The 20,292-nt window shown below is 51.6% G+C and carries 14 protein-coding genes; 7 read left to right on the forward strand and 7 right to left on the reverse strand.

Annotation, left to right across the window (positions count from 1 at the left end; genetic code table 11):
• Positions 1–83 precede the first annotated feature (83 nt).
• Positions 84–986 (reverse strand): SMP-30/gluconolactonase/LRE family protein, encoded by a 903-nt coding sequence (locus AC4QZR_RS06405; protein WP_494480157.1) that lies wholly within the window; start codon positions 984–986, stop codon positions 84–86.
• Between the two features lie 84 nt (positions 987–1,070).
• Positions 1,071–1,595, reverse strand: coding sequence for a c-type cytochrome (locus tag AC4QZR_RS06410; protein WP_180336466.1), 525 nt, complete (start codon positions 1,593–1,595; stop codon positions 1,071–1,073).
• 191 nt (positions 1,596–1,786) lie between these two features.
• Here AC4QZR_RS06410 and AC4QZR_RS06415 point away from each other — a divergent pair, with 191 nt between their 5' ends.
• Positions 1,787–4,222 (forward strand): zinc-dependent metalloprotease, encoded by a 2,436-nt coding sequence (locus AC4QZR_RS06415; RefSeq protein ID WP_494480158.1) that lies wholly within the window; start codon positions 1,787–1,789, stop codon positions 4,220–4,222.
• Positions 4,223–4,938: 716 nt separating this feature from the next.
• Positions 4,939–6,300, forward strand: coding sequence for a trimethylamine monooxygenase (locus AC4QZR_RS06420; protein WP_494480159.1), 1,362 nt, complete (start codon positions 4,939–4,941; stop codon positions 6,298–6,300).
• Between the two features lie 91 nt (positions 6,301–6,391).
• Here the strand turns inward: AC4QZR_RS06420 and AC4QZR_RS06425 are convergent, their stop codons facing one another.
• On the reverse strand, positions 6,392–6,658 hold the full coding sequence (locus AC4QZR_RS06425; protein ID WP_494480160.1) for a hypothetical protein: 267 nt from the start codon (positions 6,656–6,658) through the stop codon (positions 6,392–6,394).
• A gap of 611 nt (positions 6,659–7,269) precedes the next feature.
• On the opposite strand from AC4QZR_RS06425, the gene brnQ reads away from it, so the two are divergent.
• Both brnQ and AC4QZR_RS06435 read left to right on the forward strand, forming a co-directional pair.
• On the forward strand, positions 7,270–8,610 hold the full coding sequence (gene brnQ / locus AC4QZR_RS06430; protein ID WP_494480161.1) for a branched-chain amino acid transport system II carrier protein: 1,341 nt from the start codon (positions 7,270–7,272) through the stop codon (positions 8,608–8,610).
• Positions 8,611–8,752: 142 nt separating this feature from the next.
• Entirely contained in the window at positions 8,753–9,862 is a 1,110-nt protein-coding gene (locus tag AC4QZR_RS06435) for a pseudouridine synthase (protein WP_494480162.1), read from the forward strand.
• Positions 9,863–10,031: 169 nt separating this feature from the next.
• Here the strand turns inward: AC4QZR_RS06435 and AC4QZR_RS06440 are convergent, their stop codons facing one another.
• From AC4QZR_RS06440 to cysM, 3 genes are all read right to left on the reverse strand, one after another.
• Positions 10,032–10,886, reverse strand: coding sequence for a pirin family protein (locus tag AC4QZR_RS06440; protein ID WP_494480163.1), 855 nt, complete (start codon positions 10,884–10,886; stop codon positions 10,032–10,034).
• Positions 10,887–11,113: 227 nt separating this feature from the next.
• The gene (locus AC4QZR_RS06445; protein WP_494480164.1) at positions 11,114–11,806 is read right to left on the reverse strand and encodes a type 1 glutamine amidotransferase domain-containing protein; all 693 of its coding nucleotides are present in this window, start codon (positions 11,804–11,806) and stop codon (positions 11,114–11,116) included.
• Positions 11,807–11,869: 63 nt separating this feature from the next.
• Positions 11,870–12,757: a cysteine synthase CysM gene (cysM, locus tag AC4QZR_RS06450; RefSeq protein WP_494480165.1), complete on the reverse strand. Its 888-nt coding sequence runs from the start codon at positions 12,755–12,757 to the stop codon at positions 11,870–11,872.
• 202 nt (positions 12,758–12,959) lie between these two features.
• Here cysM and dinB point away from each other — a divergent pair, with 202 nt between their 5' ends.
• Entirely contained in the window at positions 12,960–14,039 is a 1,080-nt protein-coding gene (gene dinB, locus AC4QZR_RS06455) for a DNA polymerase IV (protein ID WP_494480166.1), read from the forward strand.
• Between the two features lie 6 nt (positions 14,040–14,045).
• On the opposite strand, the gene AC4QZR_RS06460 is transcribed toward dinB, so the two are convergent.
• Positions 14,046–15,662, reverse strand: coding sequence for a tetratricopeptide repeat protein (locus AC4QZR_RS06460; protein ID WP_494480167.1), 1,617 nt, complete (start codon positions 15,660–15,662; stop codon positions 14,046–14,048).
• A 312-nt stretch (positions 15,663–15,974) separates the two neighbouring features.
• On the opposite strand from AC4QZR_RS06460, the gene AC4QZR_RS06465 reads away from it, so the two are divergent.
• Both AC4QZR_RS06465 and pyrG read left to right on the forward strand, forming a co-directional pair.
• Positions 15,975–18,482, forward strand: a complete 2,508-nt coding sequence (locus AC4QZR_RS06465; protein WP_494480168.1) for a zinc-dependent metalloprotease — start codon at positions 15,975–15,977, stop codon at positions 18,480–18,482.
• 175 nt (positions 18,483–18,657) lie between these two features.
• Positions 18,658–20,271 carry a CTP synthase gene (gene pyrG / locus AC4QZR_RS06470; RefSeq protein ID WP_253403789.1) on the forward strand — a complete coding sequence of 538 codons (1,614 nt, stop codon included), beginning with the start codon at positions 18,658–18,660 and terminating at the stop codon, positions 20,269–20,271.
• Positions 20,272–20,292: the final 21 nt, after the last annotated feature.

Below are 20,292 nucleotides of genomic sequence, written 5' to 3' on the forward strand. Positions count from 1 at the left end.
ATAGCTTTTGCCGAAATTCACAGCAGCAGCAGAACCTAAAGCCGGAGTGTCATCGCCAATACTTCACCAAGACAGCCTATACCTTACAAACGACTCAGGAAAAAGTTTGCCGGCACGCCTTTTGCACCGGGCTTTATGGCAAAGATGCCTCCGCTTAGCGGGTATTGGTGCAGCTGGTCTTTGTCCAGGCCGTCGCGGGCGGTGGTGATGTAGAGGGTGTCAAGCCGCGCACCGCCAAAGGCGCAGGAGGTGGTGTGCGGGGCAGGCACCGTAACTTTCAACAGCATCTCCCCGGTTTCCGGGTCCCAGCAGCCCACGCCACCGCCACCGTAGAGCGCGATCCAGAGCCGTCCTGTTTCGTCAATGGTCATCCCGTCGGGCTTGCCCTCCTGCTCAGGTATAGTAATTATGTCCCGCTCTTTCCGGATGATTCCCGTGTCGTGGTCGTAGGCAAAGGCCTGTACTTTACGGGTTGGGGTGTCTATGAAATACATGCGCTGCTTGTCAGCAGTCCAGACCAGGCCATTGGAATTGCTCAGGTTGTCGAGCACCTGTGTCATCTGCCCGTTGTGCTCCATACGGTAGAGCGCTGCGGCACCTTCCCGTGAGTCGAGGGCTATGGAGCCTACCCAAAACCTGCCGGCCGGGTCGCATTTTCCATCGTTGAACCGGATATCATCCTGCTCAAGGGGATTGGCTACAAATGAAAGCACGCCTGTTTCGGTATTGATGAAGTGCACCCCATTCTGCAGGGCAACCAGGGCTCCGCCATTCACAACGGGTACCACCGTGCCCACCCGCTCCCCAACAGGCCAGACGGTATCTTCGTCGGTTGTGGGGTCGAACAGGTGCAGTTCACGGCCTTCAATATCCACCCAGTAAAGGCGTTTTTCGGCCGGATGCCAGATCGCCCCCTCGCCCAGCGTCGCCTTCGCGTCGAGAACCAGTTCTGCTTCCAGTTCACTGTAATTTTTGGCTTTGCTCATGGCGTATCGGTTTGCTTAGGTATAGGTATAAAAAAAGCTGTCCCTATACCTGCACAGGTACCGGGACAGCTTCGTTCAATCAACTTATTTGCGGAGTGAGAGGATGTAGCGGGACATTTCCTTGGCATCGCCTTCGCTCAGGTTCGGGTGTGGAGGCATGGGAATCTGTCCCCAAACACCGGCTCCACCCTTGATGATCTTGCCAGCCAGGTAGGTGATGTTCTTATCGTTGGCCTCATACTTCTGCGCCACTTCTTCATACGAAGGACCCACTACTTTCTGGTCTACTTTGTGGCAGGCCAGGCAGTCCGATCCGGCAATCAGTTTTTCGCCTTTCGCATACTGTCCGGCAAGTGCCTCTTTTGGCTGTTCAGCTGTCGCGGTCGTTTCCGGTCCGGTCGGTGTGCCGGCCGGAGTTGTCTGGGCCCCTTGTGTGGCGCCTCCAGCAGGTGGCGTTGTGGCCGGACGCGGCGGTTGCGGACGAGAGGCTACGGCGGTTGTGTCGGGCTGGTAGTCACTGTCGTAGTAGCGTTCATACTCTGACTTCTGTTCATTGCCGCAGGCTGACAGAAGCGCGAAGGCTGAGATGGCCATCAGAATCTTTTTCATAGGGATAATTATTTGTTTGTACTGGTTTTACTCAAAGAGCACTTAGAGAATATGTACTGACCTGAGCTCTTAAAGTTTTATGTTTCAGATCAGGTGATCGTTTGATGCAATTTACACTATATTTCCGGGATCCTATACCTGAAATGTGTAACTTAAGCCTGCAGACGCGACATCACCCTATACCTGACTCTATGACATTAACTTGTAAAAAATTGCTCCTCCTCCTGCTCCTCCCATTCTTAGCACTTGGTAGTGTTGCAGCGCAAACCCTGCCCAGCATTGCCTCCAAAACCGCGGGGATGAAAAAATTCAATGGCTTTTTCCCCTTTTACTGGGATGAGCAAAGCGGTAAGGTATGGCTCGAGATTGACAAGCTCGACTATGACTTTCTGTATGTGAACTCACTGCCGGGCGGACTCGGCTCCAACGACATTGGGCTCGACCGCGGGCAATTGGGTGGCGAGCGCATTGTGTCCTTCAAAAAAGTTGGTCCTAAAGTGCTGCTCGTGCAGCCGAACCTGCGCTACAGAGCCATTACTGACAATCAGAACGAAGCCCGCGCCGTGGAAGAATCTTTTGCGCAATCGGTTTTATGGGGTTTTAAGGCGGAGGCAGCGGATGGAAAACGGGTGCTGGTAGACGCAACTGACTTTCTGTTGCAAGATGCCCATGATGTCATCGGCAGCATCAAGCGAGCGGGCCAGGGCACCTACCGCCTCGACGCCAGCCGCTCGGCGCTATACCTGCCACGCACCAAAAACTTCCCCAAAAACACCGAGTTCGAGTCTACCCTGACTTTCACAAGCGACAATGGTGGCTTTATTGTGCGCAGCGTAGCTCCCAACCCGCAGGCCGTTACCCTTCGCCAGCATCATTCTTTTATCGAACTGCCCGACAACAATTATACCCCACGTGAGGCCGATCCAAGAGCCGGTTACTTTGGCATCTCCTACTTCGACTATGCCACGCCGGTAAACGAAAACATTGAAAAGCGTTACATTGCCCGCCATCGTCTGCAGAAAAAGAACCCTTCGGCCAAGGTATCGGAAGCCGTAGAGCCGATCGTGTACTACGTGGACAATGGGGCGCCGGAGCCGATCCGCTCTGCCCTGCTGGATGGAGCCCGGTGGTGGAACCAGGCTTTTGAGGCGGCCGGGTATAAGGATGCCTTCCGGGTGGAGGTGTTGCCTGACACAGCAGACCCGATGGACGTTCGCTACAACATGATCCAGTGGGTGCACCGCAGCACCCGCGGCTGGTCTTACGGCGCTTCTGTTATAGATCCGCGCACCGGTGAGATCATAAAAGGGCACGTGTCGCTGGGCTCTTTGCGTGTACGTCAGGATTACCTGATCGCGGAGGGATTGCTGGCACCTTATGAAGATGGAAAACCGGAGAACAGAGCTATGATGGAGATGGCACTGGCCCGCATCAGGCAGCTGTCTGCGCACGAACTGGGCCATACGCTGGGCATCATGCATAACTACGACGCTAACAACAATGCCTCCGTTATGGACTACCCGCACCCGCAGGTGCAGCTGGACAGAGCCGGCAAGATCAACATCAGCAATGCCTATGGCACCAACATTGGTGAATGGGACAAGCTGGCCGTCACTTATGGTTATCAGCACTTCCCGAAAGGAACTGACGAGAAGAAAGCACTGGATGAGCTGCTGGCACAGGGTCGCGCCCAGGGTTTAACTTTTATTTCGGACACGGATGCCCGCGCTCCCGGTGGCGCTCACCCCACCGCCCACCTTTGGGACAACGGCACGAATGCAAGCGATGAACTGATGCGAGTGCTCGATGTACGTCGCAAAGCCCTTCAGAATTTCTCTGAGAAGAACATAAAAACCAATGCGCCGATGAGTATGCTGGAGGATGTACTGGTACCAATCTATAACTTCCACCGTTACCAGACCGAGGCAGCTGCCAAACTGATCGGAGGAATGCGCTATACCTACGCCTTGCGTGGCGACAAACAATTAGTAACCGAAGTGCTCGATAAAAGAGAGCAGCAGAAAGCCCTCGATGCCATGCTTCATACCATTTCACCGGAAGTGCTCACCCTGCCCGAAAACATCATTGCGCTGATACCGCCGCGTGCGCCGGGTCTGGGCAACAACCGGGAACTATTCACAAAGAGAACCGGCCTCACCTTCGATCCCTTGGCAGTAGCACAGGCCTCTGCTGAGTTCTCGCTTTCATTTTTGCTGCACCCCCAGCGTGCCACGCGGTTGTTAGAGTTTGGCGCCCGTCATAATACCCTCAGTCTGCAGGATGTCACCAGCCAACTTATAGCGAACACCTGGAAAAGCAGGCGCCAGAACGGACTGGCCGCACAGGTGCAACTGCAAACCGAGCAGGTGGTGCTTACCCACCTGATGGCCCTGGCACAGGACGAGAACGCCTCTTACCAGGCTCGCGCCATTGCCACGAGTGCCATTGCCGACATCAAGCAACATGCTACCAGTCAGGCCAAGCGCACACGCGATACCGGTTACAAAGCACATCTGGATTTCGCGCTGGCACGCATGGAAAAACCGGAGGAAGTGAAGCCGGCTAAAATGCTGAACCTGCCTCCTGGTGCTCCGATCGGCAGTGGAGAGTATATTGGATGTGAGTAAATATCAAGGTATAGGTATAGACAAACCGCCCTTTCACTATGGAGGGGCGGTTTTTTTTGATTATCTCCAGGATAAAACTGACGCACTGTCTTCTACTTCCCGACCAAATCAGCTTTCTTACCAAATTTCCAATTTTTTTTAATTGCCTGACTGACAGCGCGCTTCTGCCTTCCCTGTTTTATCTTTTAATCCAAGCGATCGCAAGCTAACTTAGCTCCAGATTCGAATACGCTTTACATACTGACTGGCAATTGCTTACATCAACCAACATTCTCCTTCTAGCCATATCGTCCACTGGCACGGGCACTAACAAAAATCCAATAGATGAGCTTTTCAAAATGTTTGCACATTTTAAATTTTCAACTTACTTAATTCAATTTTAGCCTATACCTACAGACAATAACTTAAAAGTCAAATTATAATTATTCCATTGCATTTTGTATCTTTGTAAAACAGGCATTCTGACATATAGAGATATGAATATTTCAGAAGGGCACTTTGATAGTATAGTTCAGGCTAGCCGGCTTCTTTTGTAAGGCAACCTTTTCAACGCCTCTTTTTTTATACTTCCTGCCCCCTTTCTGTTTTCTACCCTGCAGGTATTAACCTCGCACAGAAAACCGAAATTGTGATTTTTCCGATCACAAAACAATAACTTTTTGAAACATATCTCGAGGCAGAATATTGCATTTTGCATTCACCATTTTTAAGTATACATGAAGTTAAGAGTAGGAATCATCGGGGCCGGTCCAAGCGGCCTGGCGCAGTTACGCGCGTTTAAATCAGCAGAACTGAAAGGCGAGACTATACCTGAAATCGTTTGCTTTGAGAAGCAGGCGGACTGGGGCGGCCTTTGGAACTACACCTGGCGTACGGGTGTGGGCAAGTATGGCGAGCCGATCCACGGCAGCATGTACCGATATCTCTGGTCTAATGGGCCGAAAGAGTGCCTTGAGTTTGCTGATTATACCTTCGATGAGCACTTTGGCAGACCTATCTCTTCGTATCCGCCCCGCCCGGTGCTGTTCGACTACATCCAGGGACGCGTTGACAAGTGCAACGTGCGCGACTACATCCGCTTCAACACAACAGCCCGCTGGGTAGAGTACAAGGAAGACACGCAACAGTTTTCTGTAGTGCTGGAGGACCTGGCCAATAACAAGACCTATACCGAGGACTTCGATTATCTGATCGTTGCCTCCGGCCACTTCTCTACTCCTAACATGCCCTATTTCGAAGGCATTGAGGAATTTCCCGGCCTGATCATGCACGCGCACGACTTCCGTGGCGCAGATATTTTTAAGGATAAGGACGTGTTGCTCATCGGTAGCAGCTACTCGGCTGAGGACATTGGGGTACAGAGCTTTAAGCATGGTGCGAACTCGGTAACCCTAAGCTACCGCAGCAACCCCATCGGTATGGACTGGCCTGAAGGTATGAAGGAAGTTCCGCTTCTCACTCATTTTGAAGGTGATATAGCCCACTTCAGCGACGGCACCGAGGAGCGCTACGATGCCGTAGTGATGTGCACCGGCTACCAGCACAAATTCCCCTATCTGCCCGACGAGATGCGCCTGAAAACAAAAAACTGCCTCTACCCGGACAAGATCTACAAAGGCGTATTTTTCAGCGAACTGCCCCAACTTATCTACCTGGGCATGCAGGACCAGTACTATACCTTCAATATGTTTGATGTGCAAGCCTGGTACGCGCGCGACGTGATCCAGGGCAAGATTCAGCTGCCAGAAAAGGAGGAAAGACAGAAAGATATCAACCTGTGGCTGAACAAAGCCACGGCGAACTGCAACCACGATGATGAGATTGACTTCCAGACGGCATACGTGCGCGAATTGATGAACATGACCGACTATCCAAATATTGACCTGGACAAAGTGGCAACCCTCTTCAAGCAGTGGCTCCTAGACAAGGAAGAGGACATTTTACGTTACCGCGATAAGACCTACACTTCGGTGATGACGGGCACGGAGGCTGCCAGACACCACACCCGATGGCTCGACGAGATGGACGACAGCTTCGAGCGCTACATGCAGGAAGTTCCGGTGATGGAGCAAGTATAGCTTGAGGTATATCGTATACTGAAACAAAGAAGGGAAGGCCTATAGCCTTCCCTTCTTTGTTTTAAACAAGCGCTTTTTACATCTGCCGTGGTCAAACCTCGTTCTCTCCTAACCAATCTACCGACTCCATTGCCTCAATGTAGGGCTCTAAAACTGCCATTGCATTTGAGGATTTCTTAAAGGTAGTCACCACTTCGGCCTCCGTGCCCGTCCATACCTCCACAAAAGTATGTTCCAAAATGTAAAGCAGGATGGTATACCCGTTTACCTGGCGTCGCGCTATGAGCGTGCCTTCTTTTTTAAGGGCTTCGCGCTGGCTCCGGTAAGGAAGCCTTTCGAACATGGAGTATTCCAGCATAATGGGTGGTTGCTTCGGGTAATTGCATATATAAGCCAGAGCGGGCTAAAATGGTTTCAAACCTGAACTCCGCAGGTATAGGAGTTGGCCTCGGGGCGTAATAAGCATCACATAATCAACCAGTTCATCTTCTAAATAAAATATGCGCTGAGTAAATCACTTGGAACTTTTAGAGGATGATCGTATAAGTCTATTTATATACACGTTGTGAGATCCGATCAGGGGCAAAACGTGCAGCCTACGGTTTGCACTCAATATTAAGAAATATAATGATTCCTTAATTTTTAATGCTGCATGGAGACAAGCCCTACCAGCTTTCATTCAACAAGAGAAGGTTGCACCAACCGGCTTTTCCTTCATAAGTGCGCCGAAAACGCTCATTCCGCCTTCATCAAATAAGCACACCTATTCCTATCAGAGCACACAGAGACTGGAAAGTTGGGGCATCGGTCGAAGGCTGTTTAGTCGTTATGAACCTAAACCCCAAAGTGATAATTAGCACTGAAATTTTTGCTGTTGACACTAAACACAAGATAAATGTAGGATTTTGCCCGATTGGATATTTACTTGCAGTACAGTTAAATATATCCTCCCACCGATCATAAAATATAGTGAAAGCAGGAACAATCTCATTTAAAGAAACATTTTTTATTGGCTTGATGCTATTCGCTATTTTCTTCGGCGCTGGCAACCTTATTTTTCCATTGTCACTGGGCCAGGCGGCTGGCACTGAACTCATACCTGCCATTATCGGATTTTTGATGACCGGTGTAGGGCTTCCCTTGTTGGGCGTCATCGCCATCGGCATGTCCAAAAACGAAGACGTACAGTCTATTTCCTCGAAGGTGCATCCGCTTTTTGGACTTATTTTCCCGGTTGTGATCTACCTCACCATAGGCCCTCTTTTTGCAGTTCCCCGAACCGGTACGGTCTCGTACGAGATCGGCATCGCCCCATTCCTGTCTGAGGGTCTGAGAACTTCTTCCTGGGGCATGGTGCTCTATTCTATCATTTTCTTTGCGGTAACCTACCTACTGGCATTGAACCCTGGCAAAGTTGTAGACACGATCGGTAAAATTCTCACACCGGTCCTGCTCATCATCCTGGCCCTTCTGCTGGCCATAAACATTATCTCCCCGCTCGGTGAGATTGAGGCTCCGTTAGCGTCCTACGAAGCAGCTCCCTTCTTCAAAGGCTTTCAGGAAGGCTACCTGACCATGGATACCATTGGCTCCTTCATATTTGGCCTGATCGTAATTAACGCTATCCGTTCCAAGGGTATCGATAGTACGAGACAAATTGCGAAAGTATGTACCACTGCGGGCTTGATTGCAGCAGCCGGTTTGGCTCTGGTGTATGTGGGTCTGGCCTACTCAGGTGCCACGAGCGTACAGGCACTCGGCCATCTAGAAAACGGAGGGCTCATCATCAGCCGTATCTCTGATCTGCAGTTCGGGGTATCCGGAAGCATGATCCTAAGTATTGCTATAATCTTTGCCTGTCTGACCACCAGCATCGGACTTGTAGTGGCCTGTGCCAGCTTTTTCCATAAGTTGCGCCCTTCTATCTCCTACAGAAACTATGTGCTGATTCTTACTCTGGTGAGTGCCCTCATATCGAATGTAGGCCTGACGCAGATCATCTCCTTCTCTATACCTGTGCTGGTGGCCATCTACCCGATCGTGATCGTCCTGATCATACTGACTTTATTCGGCTCAGTACTCCGCAACAGACACGCCGTCTATACCTGGTCGGTACTGCTGACGAGTGTTGTGAGCATCGTAGAAGGTTTGAGCGCTGCAGGATTTGAGTTAGGCATCAGCGATGTATTCCTCCGTTACCTGCCCTTCTACAGCCTTGGCATGGGCTGGGTTATCCCAGCTTTGGTTGGTGGTATGATCGGCTTTGTTGTTTCCATGAGACAGGCCCCCTACGCCCTCGAAAACGAATAGTCTGCCTGCACTGGTCGGCTGGAAATCTTTTGGTTGATCCAAAGAAGTAGGTAAACCTATATTTTCCCGTAATTTTGCTTCTTCTTAAAGGATTGGCGTAAATAAGTGTGCTGATAAAAAGTTCACGGACGCCTCGAACAACATGGAACCAAAAAGACTGAATAAATTCATTAGCGACTCGGGCTTTTGCTCCCGTCGCGATGCAGACGAACTTATAGAACAGGGCCGTGTGACGGTGAACGGAAAAATCCCCACCGACTCCGGCATGAAAGTAACGCCGAAAGACAAAGTGCGCATCGACGACGAGATGCTGCGTGTGAAACAGGAGAAGCCCGTATACCTGATCTTCAACAAACCAGCCAACATGTCGGCCACCTCCGATATGGCAGTGCGCGACAATGTGGTGCGCGCCATCAACTTCCCGGCTACGCTGGAACCGACCGCCATGCTGGAACGTGAGGCGGAGGGCATCATTTTCCTAAGCAACGACGGTGACTTTGTGCGCGGTGTGAAGCGCGCCGACAACAAGTTTGAAAAAGAGTATATCGTAACCGTGGACAAAATGATCACGGCTGATTTTCTGCAGAAGATGAGCGGTGGCGGCGCTCCTATACCTGGAGAAGAGCGGGTAAACAATTCCGTATCGAAAGAAACACAAACACGATTCCGCATTATACTAAAACCGGGCACCGACCACTACTTAAAGCGCATGTGCGAGAGCCTGGGATATAAGGTAGTACATTTGCAGCGCGTACGTTTCGGTGAGTTTTCACTGGCCAAGTTGCCTTCCGGCCACTGGCGCGTGCTCACACCGCAGGAAGTAAACAGCCTGACCAGCCTCGTGCCCGGTGCTAAGGGAACGAGCAGCCGGAAAACATCGGAAAGCACCTACGACCGACCTGTCCGTGGCGAGCGGTCCGGTACGAGAAGTGGCAGTGGCTCTTCAAAAGGCGGTGCCTCAGGTGCGCCCTCCAGAAGTGGCGCGGACAAAGGTCCTGCCAGAGGCAGCAGACCCGGAGCATCGGCTAAAGGAAGTGAAGGAGCGAAAAGACCCGGCACCAGCAGAGCCAGTAGCGATACCAGAAGGACAAGCACTGCCAGAGACGGCGCCGGCAGCCCGGGCAAGAACTCGAACTCACGTGGCGGTAGCTTTAAAGCGGCACCTAAATCAGCGCCTGGCAGAAGTGCGGCTCCGAAAAGCGGCGGCAAGCGCGGAGATGCACCCAAAGGTGGTCCGAAGCGCGGCAGATAAGACCAATTGCTCAAAATTTAGCTGATGCTATACCTGAAAAGCTCTCTTTCCTGACCGGGAAGAGAGCTTTTTTATTAAAGTGTTTTGCTAATGTGAATTTGGTGCAAGAGTGCGCAGGTCACGACCTGTCCCTACAACCGCAGCGTTAAATTATTCAACTATCTTATTCCTACCCTTCCCAGGTTCCCATTTTACCCAGTTGGTAATCGCGGAAGGCCTCCCGAATCTCCTCTTCGGTGTTCATTACAAATGGTCCGTGCGATACGACGGGCTCATTGTAGGGATGGGCATGGCCAAAGAGAATGTAGGCGTCCTCGGCCGCTTCGACTTTCACTTCCTTCCCTTCGTTGGCAAATTCCACCAAGGTGAGTTTTTCAGCCGTCTCGCCGTTTACCTTGACAGCGCCCCGCACCACGTAGAAGAAGATGTTGCGCTCTGAAGGTATGTTGTAAATGAATTCACCGCCTTTCTGCAACTCAATGCTCACCATGTGAATGTCGCTCAGATTCTGGATAGGTGCCTGCACTTCTCCCCAACTGCCAGAGATCACATTGACGCGTACCTTCCCGTTATCGAGCTCTACCACCGGAATCTTATCTTTTTGGAGGCCAATGTACTTAGGGGCTGCCATTTTGTGTTGAGCAGGCAGGTTGAACCACAGTTGCAGAATCTCCAAAGGCCCGCCCTCCTGCTTGAATTTATCAGACGAAATTTCCGCATGAATCAGGCCGCTGCCGGCCGTCATCCACTGCACACCGCCCGCCTCGATAACATCCTTTCCGCCGCCTGTGTCCTGGTGCATAATGTCGCCATCCAGAATAAAAGTCAGCGTTTCGAAGCCACGGTGCGGGTGCGGACCGAAAGGCAGCCCCCTGTTGCCGGGCTTGTATACCTGCGGGCCGTGGTGGTTCAGAAAAAGGAACGGGTCGATGTACTCTACTTCGTGCGTAGGTATAGCGCGGTAGGTCACCAGGTCCCCCATGGGCGCATGCACTGCTTTATGTAATTTCTTTATCTTTCGCATAAGACTAATTATAGTTCACTTGCAAATTAATGTATATACATCAATTACCCAAAATCTGCTCGTTTGTTTCAAATCCGGATTCTGCTAAACATAACGTAAGAACTAAAGTCAACGACAGGTATAAGCTTTAGACACTTTACTTAACATAAAAATCCCACCGTTTCCATATTGGATTGGGTGGGATTTTCACGCTACACTGATAGTCAGGTATACGGAAATCTGGGAGCTTAAGCCGCCTTCTCTTTTTTGAGCATTTTAAGCAAGGCTTCTGCAGCTGGCTCCGAAGAAGCCGGATTTTGCCCTGTGATTAGCAATCCGTCAGTTACCACGTATGGTTGCCAGTCGTCGGCTTTGGAGTAGATGCCGCCCAGTTCCTGATAGCGGTCTTCGACCAGAAATGGCACTACATCAGTCAACTGTACGGCCTCCTCCTCGGTGTTGGTGAAGCCAGCCACCTTTTTACCCTTTACTAGGGGTTCGCCATCCGGGCCTTTGGCCTGCATCAGGGCAGCCGGTCCATGGCAAACGGCTGCCACAGGCTTCTGCTGCTTTGCAAAGTCTTCGATCAGGCGAATGGAGTCTCTGTCGTTGGAAAGGTCCCAGAGCGGTCCGTGGCCGCCCGGGAAGAAGATGGCATCGTAATCGTCGGCGCGTACTTCGCTCAGTTTCTTGGTGCGGGAAAGTTTGTGCTGCAGGTCGTCGTCCTCGTAAAAGCGCCTGGTCGCCTCGGTTTGGGCATCTTTTTCGGTGCTTTTCGGGTCGATCGGTGGCTGACCGCCTTTCGGAGAGGCAAGCTCCACTTTCACCCCAGCGTCAGCCAAGGTATAGTAAGGGGCGGCAAACTCCTCTACCCAGAAACCGGTCTTTTTGCCGGTATTGCCTAATTGATCGTGTGATGTCAATACAAATAATACGTTCATAGTTGTTGTTATTTAGATGATGTTTGAGTCAATCTCTTCAACCAGATTTAGGTGGGCAATGTTTTAGCTAAACAGTTGTGAGGATAGGTAACGGTCTCCCCGGTCACAGATGATGCATACCACCACGCCTTTATCGAGCTCAGAGACCAGTCGGATGGCCGCTGCTACAGCCCCGCCGCTGCTCATACCGGCAAACACGCCTTCTTCACGGGCCAGTCGACGGGTCATGGCGGTAGCCTCCTGTTGCGACACGTCCAGTATGCGGTCAACCCGCTCCCGTTCGAAAATCTTGGGCAGGTATGCTTCCGGCCAGCGCCGTATGCCGGGAATCTGGGAACCTTCCGTGGGCTGGGTGCCGATGATCTGCACCGATGGGTTTTGCTCTTTCAGGTAGCGCGACACCCCCATAATGGTACCGGTCGTACCCATGGCCGACACAAAATGTGTGACGGCTCCTTCTGTGTCGCGCCAGATTTCGGGGCCGGTGCTGTGGTAATGAGCGGCATAGTTGTCCGGGTTGCCGAACTGGTTGAGCACCAGATAGCCTCCTTTCACTTCTTTCTCACGCACATAGTCAATTGCCGCCTCCATGGAGCCCTCGGCTGGGGTCAGGGTTACTTTTGCTCCATAGGCTTCCATGGTTTTTACCCGTTCGGGTGTGGCGCTGGCAGGCATCACCAGTTCTATTTCCACCCCGAACAGCTGTGCGATCATGGCCAGTGCTATACCTGTGTTGCCGCTGGTGGCCTCGATCAGACGAGTACCTTTGGTGAGTTCGCCCCTGTCCAGCGCCCCTTTGATCATGCCATAAACGGCGCGGTCCTTCACGCTACCGCCGGGGTTATTCCCCTCCAGTTTGGCCAGTAGTTTCACCTTCGGGTTTGGTGAGATGTGTCGCAATTCCACCAAAGGCGTGTTACCGATAAAATCCAGCAGCGTGTGTGTCGTCATATCTGTCTTTTTTGCATCTGTATACCTAGTACGTGTTCAACCTTAGAATTGGAACCATCGTGTCCCACAATGGTTAGTGAAGCAGGCATAAAACCCGGGGAAAGCTCTGCACGGGTATAGGACATATCATTCTTAAATCACAATAAACTCCTAAACTCTCAAACTCTTCAACTCCTAAACTATTATCTTTGTACCCATCCTAATGCATACGCCTATCCGCAAGATCATTCACATCGACATGGACGCTTTTTTTGCCTCCGTGGAGCAGCGCGACAACCCGGAGCTGCGCGGAAAACCCGTGGCAGTGGGTGGTTCGCGGGCACGGGGTGTGGTGGCTGCTGCCAGTTACGAGGCTCGCAGGTATGGCGTGCACTCTGCCCTCGCCTCCAAGATCGCGGCGCAGCGCTGTCCGCAGCTGATCTTTGTGAAGCCCCGCTTTGAGGTATACAGCGCCGTGTCGCGACAGATTCGAGAAATCTTTTACTCCTATACCGATTTGGTAGAGCCGCTCTCGCTTGACGAAGCCTACCTCGACGTGACCGAAAACAAGATCGGTATGCCTTCCGCCACCATTATCGCCAACGAGATCCGGGCCAAAATTCAGCAAGAAACCGGCCTGACCGCCTCTGCTGGAGTTTCTTACAATAAATTTCTGGCCAAGATTGCCTCGGACATGAACAAGCCCAACGGCTTTACGCTCATCACGCCGGACAAAGCCGAGGACGTAGTGGCTGCGCTGGCCATCGAGAAATTCTATGGCATCGGGAAAGTAACAGCAGCCAAATTGCAGAGCATGGGCATCCTCACCGGCGCCGACCTGCGTGAACGAAGCGAAGAAGAACTGGTGCGACACTTCGGTAAAACGGGGCGCTACTACTACCGCATCGCCCGCGCGCAGGATGAGCGGGAGGTGCAGCCGCACCGCATCCGCAAATCCATCGGTTCGGAGCGCACCTTTGAGGTAGACCTGACAGAGGAGGAAGTGATGCTGCCGGAACTGGAAAGGCTGGCGAAGGAAGTGGCGCATGATATGGAACGGCTGCAAACCACGGCCAAAACCATCACGGTCAAGATCAAATACTTCGATTTCAACCAGACCACCCGCAGCAAGACTTTTCTGGGTGAGATAAAATCAGCCGACGCTATTTTCACCATCGCCCGCGATCTGCTGCGTACGCCCCAGTTGCCGGCCTACCCGGTGCGTTTACTAGGTATAACAGCCTCTTCCCTCCTCTACCAGCACGACAAAATGGAAGGCTACCAGCTGACGCTGGAGTTTTAGTTTGCCTTATTTCTTGCTTGCGAACTTTTTGGCCTGTGCCCAGCTGTCCCGGTTTCCATCGGCCTCCGGAGAAATTTTCAGTAATTCCATATAATAAGTCCTGGCTTTCTCCTTGTCTTTGGCTCTTTCAGCGGAAATAGCTGCACCGTAGAGACTGTTATACCGTTTGGGCGATACCTTCAGGCTTGCTTCATAAGCTACCATGGCTTCTGCTGGTTTTTTGCTCAGCAGCAGCATATCCCCGAGCAATTCTCTGGCAGGTAGTACGGCTCCCGGTGTAACCGGATGTTTGTCCAATGCATCTTCCTTGTCTGCCGCCTCCTGCATCATGGCCAGCGCTTTGTTCTTATCTCCCCGTTGATACTCCAGCCATGCGCTCACTGTCATTTGCTGGGCTTCGGCCTGTTCTGCCCAATAGGTATCGCCTGCGCTGCTTAACTGCGTCTTCAGTCTTTCGAGGGCAGCAATCGCCTCTTCCGCCACCGCTGCGTTACCGGAACGGGTGCCTCCTATACCTCTGGCAAAATGCGTAATGGCTTCGGCGGCAGGATATTTGTCCCAGGCAAAGCTTTCGGGCGATCGAACAGGCAAGGCAGCGGCTTCCGCCCATTTGCCCCTTTCCAGCGACTGGCGGGCAGGTATAGCGGCAAGCGCATAGGCCGTCGCGAAGGTTGGGGTATAGCTAGGGACAGCCTTCATTTTGTCTACCACCTCCTGTGCTTTCTTGTCACGCCCCTGTTGCAGGTAGCCATACGCCATATAATCCAGGGCATGTGGGTAATGCGTAGACATCGCCTCTTTAGGTGACTGCCGGAGCGCGGCATCAGCTGATCGGATATTCCAGTCCACGGCATCCGTCCACTGACCCAAACGGACAAAGATATGGCTCGGCATGTGCAAGGCATGTGGCACATCCGGGGCTATACGCTCATATTCACGCGACACTTTAATGGCTTTGTTGGCCAGCAAGGGGTTGTCATAGGCATGGATAATGTAATGGAATAATCCCGGATGGTCTGGGTTTTTGGTGTGCAGTTGCTCCAGTAGAGCTCCGGCTTCTTTCTGTTTAGCAAACGTCTTATCTGTCTTCGGGGCCGTGCCCAGCTGACCTAATGCATAAAAAGCGGCCGCCTCTACTTCATCCGGGTATGCTTCATGCACTTCCTTATACCCTGCTTCAAACGCTTTCAACTGGTCTGCGTAACTGGTATTCTCCCAGTTTTCATAAAACCTAGACACAGCCTTGATGTACGCTTTCTCCTTATCTGTCAGCTGTTTTTGCAACTGCGCTTTCTCTACGGCTACTTTCCCTTTCGCCAGGTTGTCATCGGTAGGGCGCTCGCCCCACAGCGGGTGGATGTAACTCATAGCAACGCCCCATTGCGCCATGCCGCAATCCGGGGCGACTTTTGCAGCAGAGGCAAATTCCTGTTCTGCCTCCTCATACATCATGTGGTGCATGAGCGCCAGGCCATTGTCAAAATGCTTTTGCGCTTGCTCGCTACAAGAGGTCTTAAGATTCACGGTGCCGTGTTTAGTTGCATGTCCCTGTGCGGTTGCTTTATGGCTAGGTATAGCAAAGACAATGCACCACACGATGGCTATAACAAGTGATGTTCGCATGCTGTTAGTGTGTAATTTTGGAAAGAATGAGAGTCAGAAGCAAGGACGATACACGTCGAAATTAAGCTGTGAAATGCTTAATAGGAAGGGTTCGGGTAAGGTATACGTAAGGTATAGCCTATCTTAATTTCTTACTCGTTTTGCTGTAATATGTTCATGTATTATAGCATTGTTCTGATGATAATAGGCAAATCGAGTTATACCCGCATACCTAATTAAACCATTCTACAGTAGCCTAGTCTTGTATCTTATACCTGAAAAAGGTATGTTGTGAAATACTAATCCAAAACTAACCTAATCCTTCACCCCATTATGAGCAAAAATGTACGCTATGCCCGGCTGGCTACGCTGCTTCTGGCTGGTGCGCTAATAGCACCTACTACCTTCGCCCAAAGCAAGGAAAAAAAGAAGAAGAAAAAAGCCAAGCAGGAAGCCACCACAACACAGGCTGCCCCGGCAGTTAAAAAAGACGACAACGGCGTAAAACCTTATGCCAGTGTCATCACCCCCAACGTTGTGACGGACGAAGGCCTTTTCAAGGTGCACCGCATCGACGAGAAGTACTTCTACGAAATTCCGGATACGCTCCTGAACCGCGACATGCTGATGGTAAGCCGTATAGCTAAAACCGCTACTAATCTCGGTTACGGTGGTGAGGAGCTCAACCGCCAGATGCTGCGCTGGGAGAAAAAAGGCAATCGTATTTTGCTGCGCCTGATCTCGTACCAGAACGTGGCCAGCGACACGCTGGAAATCTTCCACTCGGTACAGAACTCCAACCTGGCTCCTGTTATACAGGCCTTCGATGTAAAAGCCTTCAACAATGGTGCTTCTGTTGTAGAGGTGACCGATTTCTTCTCGAAAGACGTGCAGGCCCTTGGTCTGAACAAGCGCCAGCGTGATTCTTATAAAGTAAAGCGACTGGATGACAAACGTTCTTTTGTAGAGGGCATCAAGAGCTTCCCGCTCAACATCGAGGCGCGTTCGTTAATGACCTACGAAGCAACTGATCCGCCTGCCAATTCCAATGCCGGTACCATCACCGTAGAATTGAACCACTCCATGCTCCTGCTGCCGAAAGTGCCGATGCCTGCCCGTCGTTTTGACGAACGTGTAGGATACTTTACCCTGTCGCAGACGGACTATGGCACCGATGAGCAACGTGCTGCCAAGCGCCGCTACATTGTACGCTGGAGACTGGAGCCAAAAGATAAAGAAGCTTATGCCCGCGGCGAACTGGTAGAGCCTATCAAGCCAATTGTTTACTACATCGACCCGGCTACGCCAATGAAGTGGCGCCCATACCTGAAGCAGGGTGTAGAGGACTGGAACAAAGCGTTTGAAGCTGCCGGTTTCAAAAATGCAATCATCGCCAAAGATGCGCCTACCCCGGAAGAAGATCCGGAGTTCAGCACCGAAGATGCGCGTTACTCGGTAATCCGTTACTTCTCTTCTGAAACACAGAACGCTTACGGACCAAACGTGCACGACCCGCGCTCCGGCGAGATTCTGGAAAGCCACATCGGCTGGTACCACAACGTGATGAACCTGCTCCGTAACTGGTACTTTGTGCAAACAGCTGCCGTAAACCCGGATGCCCGTAGCATTAAGTTTAAAGATGAAGTGATGGGTGAGTTGATCCGTTTTGTGTCTGCGCACGAAGTAGGCCATACCCTGGGTCTGCCGCACAACATGGGCTCCAGTGCTGCCTTCCCAGTAGAAAAACTGCGTGATGCCAAGTTTACCAAACAAATGGGTACCGCCCCTTCCATCATGGACTATGCCCGTTTCAACTACGTGGCGCAGCCGGAGGACAAGGGGGTAGCCCTTATGCCGGGTATAGGCGTGTATGACAAGCACTCCGTTAAATGGGGATACACTTACTTCCCGGAGATGAACGGTTATGACAACGTAGCCAAGCTATCGCAGTGGATACTGGAAAAGGGAGACGACCCGATGTACCGCTTCGGCCGTCAGCAAGGCAACACCGTGGACCCTTCTTCTCAGACTGAAGACCTGGGTGATGACGCCATGCTGGCCAGTCACTACGGCATCCTGAACCTGAAGCGCATCATGCCAAACCTGATGGAGTGGACGAAAGAGGAAAACAAGAACTACGACGACCTGCAGGAGATGTACGGCCAGGTGCTGGGCCAGTGGAACCGCTACATGGGCCACGTAACGGCTAACATTGGCGGGGTGTACGAAAACTACAAGACTTACGACCAGAAAGGTGACGTATATGCAGCCGTACCGAAAGAGAAGCAGCAGCGCGCCATGAAGTTCCTCAACGAGCAAGGCCTCGCTACACCGACCTGGATGCTGGATCAGAACATCCTGCGTAAGATCGAGTCGGCTGGTGCAGTGGAGCGAATTCGTACGGCGCAGGTGGATATCCTGAACAACGTACTGGAGCCGGGCCGTATGCAGCGTTTGCTGGAATCGCAGGCGGCGCTGGGCAACAAAACCTATACCTTGCCTGAGATGATGGCAGACCTGCGCAATGGCGTGTGGTCAGAGATCGGAAGCGGCAAGAACGTAGACATGTACCGCCGCAACCTGCAGCGCGGCTACCTCGATCGCATGGAGTTCCTGATGAAAGAAGAGCAACCATCTGTTCCGGCCAGCGCGCGCGCTTTTGCAGGCGTTACGACGGTAAAGGTTTCCCAATCAGACATCCGTCCAATGGTGCGTGGCGAACTGACAACTCTGCGCAACCAGATCAAGGCTACTTTGCCAAAGACGAAGGATAGCATGACGAAGTACCATTTGCAGGACGCACTGGCACGGATCGACAACATCCTGAACCCAAAAAGTTAATTTTCCTGTTTTTGTGATAGAGAAAGCCCCGGCCAGATTGGCTGGGGCTTTTTATTTGTCCTTTCTGTTGAATATTAACTAAGATATCCTATGCAAAAAACAGAACAATGGGGTACCGTACCGTAAAATCAAATATATCTTGTACCTTTGTAGCCCATAAAGTTTAACCTAACTTATGGCTGCTAAATATATTTTTGTTACAGGGGGCGTTACCTCCTCACTTGGTAAAGGTATCATCTCCGCTTCTCTTGCTAAGTTGCTGCAGGCAAGGGGCTTCTCTGTAACAATCCAGAAATTCGACCCCTATATCAACATCGACCCGGGCACGCTCAACCCCTACGAGCATGGCGAATGCTTCGTGACGGAAGACGGCGCCGAAACCGACCTCGACCTGGGACACTACGAGCGTTTCCTGAATGTGCCTACCTCACAGGCGAATAATGTGACCACCGGCCGCATTTATTACCATGTGATCACACAGGAGCGTGAAGGTGCCTACCTGGGCAAAACGGTGCAGGTTATCCCCCACATCACTGACGAGATAAAGCGACGCATGCTGCTTTTGGGCGAATCAGGCGAATTTGACATCGTAATCACGGAAATAGGCGGTTGTGTGGGCGATATAGAATCCTTGCCATTCATTGAAGCCGTGCGTCAGCTGCGCTGGGAACTTGGTGTACACGAAACCTGTGTGATCCACCTGACCCTGGTGCCATACCTGAAAGCAGCCGGTGAGTTGAAAACCAAACCTACACAGCACTCTGTGCGCGACCTGTCAGAGGCTGGCGTGCAACCCGATATCCTGGTTTGCCGCTCGGAGTACCATATCCCTGTCGACCTGCGCAAAAAAATTGCGCTGTTTTGCAACGTCAATCAAAACTCCGTGATCGAGTCAATTGACGCGGAGACGATATACGATGTGCCACTGCTGATGCGCAAAGAAAAGCTAGACGAGCGTGTGATTGCCAAACTGAAACTGCCGCAGCGTGGTGAGCCGGAACTCGAAAGATGGAAAGAGTTTTTGGGACGCCTCAAAAACCCGACAGCAGAAGTTAAAATTGGCCTGGTAGGCAAGTATGTAGAGCTGCCGGATGCTTATAAGTCGATTGTAGAGTCGTTTGTGCATGCAGGTGCGGCCAACGAGTGCAAGGTAAACATCAAGTGGTTCCAGTCAGAGAACATCACGGACGAGAACGTGGCCAGTCTGTTGCAAGGTATGGACGGCGTGCTGGTAGCCCCTGGCTTTGGCGAACGCGGCTTTAAAGGTAAACTGGAGGCCATACGCTTTGTGCGGGAGGCAGGTATACCGTTCCTGGGCATCTGCCTGGGCATGCAGTGCGCCGCCGTGGAGTTTGCCCGCAACGTGTTGGGCCTGCAGGGAGCCGCTTCCACCGAAATGGAGCCGGAAACACCGTTCCCGGTGATCGACATGATGGAGGACCAGAAAAACATTACCCAAATGGGTGGTACCATGCGACTGGGTGCCTATACCTGTGAACTAAAGAAGGGCTCAAAAGCATTTTCAATATACGGTAAAGCTAAAATCTCAGAGCGCCACCGTCACCGTTACGAGTTCAACAACAAGTACTTAGCGGATTATGAGAAGGCGGGCATGATGGCGACCGGTATAAATCCGGAAACAGGATTGGTAGAGATAATTGAGTTACAAAATCACCCTTGGTTTGTGGCAGCACAATACCATCCGGAATTAAAGAGCACTGTGGTTAATCCGCACCCGCTTTTTGTTAAGTTTGTGAAAGCGGCCATGAATTACACTAAATCGAAGTAAGCATTAACCTAAACACATTAT

It is taken from the genome of Pontibacter sp. YIM B11418 (assembly GCF_059278805.1).